Genomic DNA, 6,075 nt, shown 5'->3' with positions numbered 1-6,075 from the left:
TTTTCTCTTCAACCGACCGGCTGTTTGTGTGAAGTGATTCACATCCGCCGTGTCGATGGAGGCGCATTATAGGGAGTTCTCTGCTGACCGCAATAGAAAAATTGCAGAAAAATGACTGTTTGCTGCATTCCCCAGCAAAACCCCTGGTTATACCCATTTACGCACAGACTTATCCACAAAATTCGCGTTCATTTCCTGGATCTTCTCACTCTGCAAACGATCTTTCAGGGATAAAAGCGGGGCCAGAATTTAAAAAGAAAAATTCGCGAGCGTTGCGCAAACGTTTTCGTTACAATGTCGCCGCAAAATGAGAATGCCCCATAAGGGGCGTTAGCTGAGTTTTTCACGAAAAATTCAGCTAACGCTCTCTGTAATCGTCAAATCCAGGGGATTTACCATGCAACAACGTCGTCCAGTCCGCCGCGCTCTGCTCAGTGTTTCTGACAAGGCCGGTATCATCGAATTCGCCCAGGCACTTTCCGCACGCGGTGTGGAGCTGCTGTCTACGGGGGGCACCGCCCGCCTGTTAGCAGAAAAAGGCCTGCCGGTGACCGAAGTTTCCGATTACACCGGTTTTCCGGAAATGATGGATGGACGCGTAAAGACCCTGCATCCAAAAGTCCACGGCGGCATCCTCGGTCGCCGCGGCCAGGACGATGCCATTATGGAACAGCACCACATCGCCCCTATCGATATGGTTGTCGTTAACCTGTATCCGTTCGCTGAGACCGTTGCCCGCGAAGGTTGCTCGCTGGAAGATGCGGTAGAGAACATTGATATCGGCGGCCCGACCATGGTGCGCTCTGCTGCTAAGAACCATAAAGACGTCGCCATCGTGGTGAAGAGCAGCGACTACGACGCCATTATTAAAGAGATGGATGCTAACGAAGGTTCTCTGACCCTCGACACCCGTTTCGATCTCGCGATTAAAGCCTTCGAACACACCGCCGCCTACGACAGCATGATCGCTAACTACTTCGGCAGCATGGTTCCGGCCTACCACGGTGAAAGCAAAGAAGCCGCCGGTCGCTTCCCGCGTACGCTGAATCTGAACTTCATTAAGAAGCAGGATATGCGCTACGGCGAGAACAGCCACCAGCAGGCTGCCTTCTATATAGAAGAGAATGTGAAAGAAGCATCCGTTGCCACCGCACAGCAGATTCAGGGCAAAGCGCTCTCTTATAACAATATCGCCGATACCGATGCGGCGCTGGAATGCGTGAAAGAGTTCAACGAGCCAGCCTGCGTAATCGTCAAGCACGCCAACCCGTGCGGCGTGGCGGTAAGTACCTCGATTCTCGATGCTTATGACCGTGCGTATAAAACAGACCCGACCTCCGCGTTCGGCGGCATTATCGCCTTCAACCGCGAGCTGGATGCCGAAACCGCGCAGGCCATCATCTCCCGTCAGTTCGTGGAAGTGATCATCGCCCCATCCGCAAGCGAAGAAGCGCTGAAAATCACCTCAGCCAAGCAGAACGTCCGTGTTCTGACCTGCGGCCAATGGGCAAGTCGCGTTCCGGGCCTGGATTTCAAACGCGTTAACGGCGGCCTGCTGGTTCAGGACAGGGATCTGGGTATGGTCACCGAAGGTGAACTGCGCGTGGTTTCCAAACGCCAGCCGACCGAGCAGGAGCTGCGTGACGCGCTGTTCTGCTGGAAGGTAGCCAAGTTCGTGAAATCCAACGCCATTGTGTATGCCAAAGAGAACATGACTATCGGCATAGGCGCAGGCCAGATGAGCCGCGTGTACTCCGCGAAAATCGCTGGCATTAAAGCGGCTGACGAAGGTCTGGAAGTGAAAGGCTCAGCCATGGCTTCCGACGCCTTCTTCCCGTTCCGTGACGGTATTGATGCCGCTGCCGCTGTCGGCGTGAGCTGCGTTATCCAGCCTGGCGGTTCTATCCGTGATGATGAAGTCATTGCCGCTGCCGATGAACACGGCATTGCGATGATCTTCACCGACATGCGCCACTTCCGCCATTAATTCAGGGAGCAGACGATGAAAGTTTTAGTCATTGGTAACGGCGGGCGCGAACACGCGCTGGCCTGGAAAGCCGCACAGTCGCCGCTGGTTGATACCGTTTTTGTCGCACCGGGTAACGCCGGTACCGCGCTGGAGCCTGCGTTGCAGAACGTGGCTATCGGCGTCACCGATATTCCAGCGCTGCTGAGCTTTGCCCAGAACGAGAAGATTGATCTGACCATCGTCGGCCCGGAAGCGCCGCTGGTGATTGGCGTGGTCGATGCGTTCCGCGCGGCGGGCCTGAAGATCTTCGGCCCAACCGAAGGAGCCGCGCAACTGGAAGGCTCCAAAGCCTTCACCAAAGATTTCCTCGCTCGTCACCAGATTCCGACGGCGGAATACCAGAATTTCACCGAGATTGAGCCTGCCCTGGCTTATCTGCGTGAGAAAGGCGCGCCGATCGTCATCAAGGCCGATGGTCTGGCCGCCGGTAAAGGCGTTATCGTGGCGATGACGCTGGAAGAAGCCGAAGCCGCCGTTCATGACATGCTGGCAGGCAACGCCTTTGGCGACGCGGGCCACCGTATCGTGATTGAGGAGTTCCTCGACGGCGAAGAAGCGAGCTTTATCGTGATGGTCGACGGCGAGCACGTGCTGCCGATGGCCACCAGCCAGGATCACAAACGCGTAGGCAACGGCGATACCGGCCCGAACACCGGCGGCATGGGGGCTTACTCTCCGGCTCCAGTGGTGACCGATGAAGTCCACCAGCGCACCATGGAACGGATCATCTGGCCAACCGTGAAAGGCATGGCGGCAGAAGGGAATACCTATACCGGCTTCCTGTACGCGGGTCTGATGATCGACAAGCAGGGCAACCCAAAAGTGATCGAGTTCAACTGCCGCTTCGGCGATCCGGAAACCCAGCCGATCATGCTGCGCATGAAGTCGGATCTGGTGGATCTTTGCCTGGCCGCCTGCGACGGCAAGCTGGATGAGAAAACCTCCGAGTGGGACGAGCGCGCTTCATTAGGCGTGGTGATCGCCGCGGGCGGTTATCCGGGCAACTACAACACTGGCGATGAGATCCACGGCCTGCCGCTGGAAGAAGTGGCTGACGGTAAGGTTTTCCACGCGGGCACCAAACTCGCCGATGACGACCGTGTGCTGACCAGCGGCGGTCGCGTACTGTGCGCCACCGCGCTGGGCCACACCGTGGCTGAGGCGCAGAAACGCGCTTACGCCTTGATGACCGACATCCGCTGGGACGGCAGCTTCAGCCGTAACGACATCGGCTGGCGCGCCATTGAGCGTGAGCAAAACTAACGGCTGAGTTTAGCCAGCAGCGTTTTGCGCGTAATGCCCAATTGGCGGGCGGCTTCCGTTTTGTTGCCGCCCGTTTTTTCCAGCGCAGCCAGAATCACCTCTTTTTCGACGTCCACCAGCGGTTGGATCTCACCACTGTATTCCGTTTTTATCGGCGTCGCGGCAATAGCGAGAGGCAATTCGCGTTCAGAAATGTATTCTCCCGTCAGCAACACCACCGCCCGCTCGATAGCGTTTTCCAGCTCACGGATATTGCCCGGCCAGTCGTAGTGGATCAGCAGATCCATCGCCTGCGGCGTAAACCCCTTCACCGCTTTTCGGTTACGTTCGGCAAAACGCCGCAGAAAATGGTCTGCCAGTAGCGGAATATCTTCCCGACGCTGGCGCAAAGAAGGCATTTCAATCGCCACCACATTCAGGCGGTAATAGAGATCCTGGCGAAAACGACCAGCACTCACCTCTTCCGCCAGATCGCGGTGGGTAGCGGCAATTAACCGAACATCCACAGATATCGTCTGGTTACTTCCCACGCGTTGCACTTCGCGCTCCTGAATCGCCCGCAGCAAACGTACCTGCATTAACGGCGAGATATCGCCGATTTCATCAAGAAACAATGTCCCGCCGTCAGCTTCGACAAAGCGTCCCTCCCGACGTTTATCCGCACCGGTAAACGCGCCTTTTTCGTGTCCGAACAGCTCAGACTCCAGCAGCGATTCATTAAGCGCCGCGCAGTTGAGCGTGACCAGCGGTTTATCGCTCCGGGCGCTACAGGCGTGTAGCGCCCGCGCCACCAGCTCTTTACCCGTGCCGGAGTCTCCGTGAATCAATACCGTGGCGTCTGATGGTGCGACCATCGCGATTTCATTCAGTAAATGTTGCATCGCCGGGCTGCTGCCAATCATGCCAAACTGCGCAGCCGACGCCGATGGCAATTCAGCGCCCGTTTCCCGCGTATGCGCCAACGCCTTTTCCAGCGTCTCCTGCAGACGGTCAAAATCCAGCGGTTTAATTAAATAGTCAAGCGCGCCGGCTTTCAACGCCTCTACCGCCGTTTCCACGCTGGAAAATGCCGTCATAATCAAAATCGGAATGGCGGGATTGAGCGCTTTAATCTCCTTCAGCGTGGCGATACCGTCCATCTCCGCCATACGCACATCGCACAGTACCAGATCAAAGACTTTCTCACGCACCTGAGCCAACGCATCATGCCCACTGTAGGCCAGAGCGACGTTATAGCCCCAGCCCCGAAGCAGCGCCTGTAAAATCGTGCAGTGGCTTACATCATCATCCACAACCAGAATATCGATTTTTCCGCGTATCACCCTTGTTAATCCTGTTGTCTCGCTATCACTGGCAACCAGATAGTAAAGACCGCGCCTTTACCCTCAATACTTTTCACCTTAATCGCACCGCCATGCTGTTCGATGATATTTTGCACCACCGCCAGCCCCAGGCCTGTCCCGTCAGCTTTGGTCGTAAAATAAGGCGTAAAAATCGCCTCCAGCTGATCCGGGGCGATCCCTTTCCCGCTATCGGTAACAGTGATGATAACGCGGTCGGTCCCACTTTCTTTTGCCTCTACGCTAATCGTTCCCTGGCGGCCAATCGCATGAATAGCGTTCAGGTACAGATTCAACAGCACCTGAGTCAGCCTGTCCGGGTCAGCCTGAATACGCTTAAGCGTCTCATTCGCCGTGAATCTCAACTGAATCTCTCTGCTTTGGGCATCCTGACTGACCAGATTCAGGGAGTGAGTAATAATATCATTGAGGTTAACCGCCTGGAGCGTCAGATGCGCGGGCTTTACCAGTTCGAGCAATTCGCTTACCACCCGGTTCAAACGGTCGGCCTCTTTGGCCATCACCTGCGCCAGTTCATGCGACTCGCCGCCGGCAGGCGTGCGCTCGGCAAAGTATTTCGCCAGCCCTTTGATGGACGAGAGCGGGTTACGAATTTCGTGCGCGACGCCCGCCGCCAGATGCCCCATCGCCACCAGCTTTTCTTTACGCTTCATTGCATCAAGCAGTTCTCTGTGTGAGCGCTGATAACGCTGATGCCAAAAAAACGCCAGTAACGTTGCCAACAGCACCGCCGCTAACGCAGACAAAACAATCAGCGTATTACGCCACTCCCTTGCCTGTGTCGCGGCCAGCTCGCTGGCGTCAAAGGCAATAAAAATAGTTTGTTTCGCTGGTTCGTCGTCATTGGCGCTACGCGCCATGCCGTGCCCCCTCATACCGTGACCTCTCATACCGAAAAGCGGCTGGAACTGACGGTAAATTTCCAGCGCAGGCACCGTCTCGCCGTTAGCAGCAACGTCGACACGCCGCCAACGCTCCTGCGGCCCGGGGTTTAGTTGATGCATTTCAGATGCGGAATAGAGCGATTTGCCCACCATGCCAGGGTTGCTATGAGTAATGATTACCCCCTGCGCATCCGTTACGGCGAACCACAACACGCCTGGCTGACCCGCCATCTCTTCCAGCAATGTCTGCTGCTGCGCGTGATGCATCCGCATTCCCATACCTACTCGCGTGCCGGACTCCAGAGCGCGAATGAGTACATTTCCCTTTTCCAGCAGCGTCTGCCTGGCGGCAGCGCTCTCACGGCCATAGTCGCGAATGACCATAATGGAAAATAGCCCCACCAGAATGAAGATCGCCGCAGGTAACAGTCGACTCAACCACGTTGCAGCGGCATCTTTATGTAATCGTATAAAACTCACAGGCTTCCCCGGCTCGTTTTTATTTTCCTTACTTAAGCAGAGATCATGCCATTCTTCG

General features: G+C 56.0%; 4 protein-coding genes. 2 read left to right on the top strand and 2 right to left on the bottom strand.

What is annotated here, in order from left to right; genetic code table 11:
- Positions 1–397: 397 nt before the first annotated feature.
- Together purH and purD are read left to right on the top strand one after the other, a co-directional pair.
- Positions 398–1,987 carry a bifunctional phosphoribosylaminoimidazolecarboxamide formyltransferase/IMP cyclohydrolase gene (gene purH, locus ACLJPQ_RS22115; protein ID WP_080185187.1) on the top strand — a complete coding sequence of 530 codons (1,590 nt, stop codon included), beginning with the start codon at positions 398–400 and terminating at the stop codon, positions 1,985–1,987.
- 15 nt (positions 1,988–2,002) lie between these two features.
- Positions 2,003–3,292, top strand: coding sequence for a phosphoribosylamine--glycine ligase (purD, locus tag ACLJPQ_RS22110; RefSeq protein WP_000866771.1), 1,290 nt, complete (start codon positions 2,003–2,005; stop codon positions 3,290–3,292).
- Here the strand turns inward: purD and zraR are convergent.
- Both zraR and zraS read right to left on the bottom strand, forming a co-directional pair.
- Positions 3,289–4,614 (bottom strand): sigma-54-dependent response regulator transcription factor ZraR, encoded by a 1,326-nt coding sequence (zraR, locus tag ACLJPQ_RS22105; RefSeq protein WP_000617928.1) that lies wholly within the window; start codon positions 4,612–4,614, stop codon positions 3,289–3,291. The genes purD and zraR overlap by 4 nt on opposite strands.
- A gap of 5 nt (positions 4,615–4,619) precedes the next feature.
- Entirely contained in the window at positions 4,620–6,017 is a 1,398-nt protein-coding gene (zraS, locus tag ACLJPQ_RS22100) for a two-component system sensor histidine kinase ZraS (RefSeq protein WP_001536289.1), read from the bottom strand.
- Positions 6,018–6,075: the final 58 nt, after the last annotated feature.

Origin of the sequence: Salmonella sp. SAL04213, from assembly GCF_046550535.1 — a bacterium.
Lineage (GTDB): Bacteria > Pseudomonadota > Gammaproteobacteria > Enterobacterales > Enterobacteriaceae > Salmonella > Salmonella enterica.
This window is presented reverse-complemented; position numbering and strand designations above follow the sequence as displayed.

Coding starts and splice junctions, on each gene's coding strand:
- purH (WP_080185187.1), top strand. CDS start 398: ATGCAACAACGTCGTCCAGTCCGCCGCGCTCTGCTCAGTGTTTCTGAC.
- purD (WP_000866771.1), top strand. CDS start 2,003: ATGAAAGTTTTAGTCATTGGTAACGGCGGGCGCGAACACGCGCTGGCC.